Annotated in this window: 1 protein-coding gene; it reads right to left on the reverse strand. The window is 74.0% G+C overall.

Features of this window, described 5'->3' with window-relative positions; genetic code table 11:
- On the reverse strand, positions 1–1015 hold a 1015-nt coding region (locus Q0L15_RS21410), incomplete at both ends, for an NTF2-like N-terminal transpeptidase domain-containing protein (RefSeq protein WP_296606785.1).

A 1015-nucleotide genomic window follows, 5' to 3' on the forward strand; every position in this document is an offset into this window, starting at 1 on the left:
GGCGCGAGCTGGCCGTAGGTCGCGAGGTTGTAGCCGTCGTTCCCCGGGCCGTTGGCCGCGGCGAGGATGTTGCCGGTCGACGGGCGGATCGCGACCAGCGCGCTGCCCGGCCCGATGTCGGCGAGCTGGTTCTCCGCGATCGTCTGCAGCCGCTCGTCGAGCGTGATCCGGAGCGGGGTGCCCGGCCGGGCCTCGACCCGGAACAGCTGCCGCTCGCCCCAGGCCGCCCCCTCGGCGTTCACGACCGCACCCTCGGTGCCCTGGAGCTGGTCGTCGTACCGCGCCTGCAGGCCGGAGAGCCCGGCCACGTCGCCGACCTGGTACTTCTCCGGGTCCTGCTTCACCATCTCGGCGGTCACCGGGCCGACGGACCCGAGGATCGGCGCGGCGAACTCCCGCGTGGGCGCGAGCGGGATGTCGTCGGGGATCGCCCGGGCGCCCTTGATCGCGGTGTAGCCCCGCGCGGCCGCGAGCGGCACGTCCTCCTTGCGGAAGACGATCGCCTCGACGAACGCCTGGTCGCCCGCCGCCTGGACCTCCTTGACGTACGCCGCGGCGTCGACGTCGACCAGCCGCGCCAGCCGGCGCGCAGAGTCGGCGGCCCGCGCCTTCGGCACGAGGGTCTTGTCGATGCCGAACCGCAGCACAGGGCGGTTGCCGACGATCTGGAACCCGCCGGCGCCGACGATCGGCCCGCGGGCGGCGGCGATCGGGGTGAGGTCGAGGACCGCGCCGTCGCCGAGGTTCGACCAGACCACCCGGTGCGACCAGCCGACCTGCCACTCGTCGCTCGCCTCGGTCAGCGTGGCCTCGGTCGTGTAGGTCCACTCGTCGCCGGCGACCGGCCAGGTCCAGGACAGCGGGACGGTCGCCGTACCGTCGCCCTCGTCGACGTCGTCGGCGCTGACCACCGGCTCGATCTCGCCCATCCCCTCGACGACCGTGCCGTAGTCGGTCGCCACGTCCTCGGGGGTCGCGTCGGTGAAGACCAGGCCGGAGAAGTCACCGGAGGCCA

Source organism: Nocardioides sp., assembly GCF_024509035.1.
Classification (GTDB): Bacteria; Actinomycetota; Actinomycetes; order Propionibacteriales; family Nocardioidaceae; genus Nocardioides.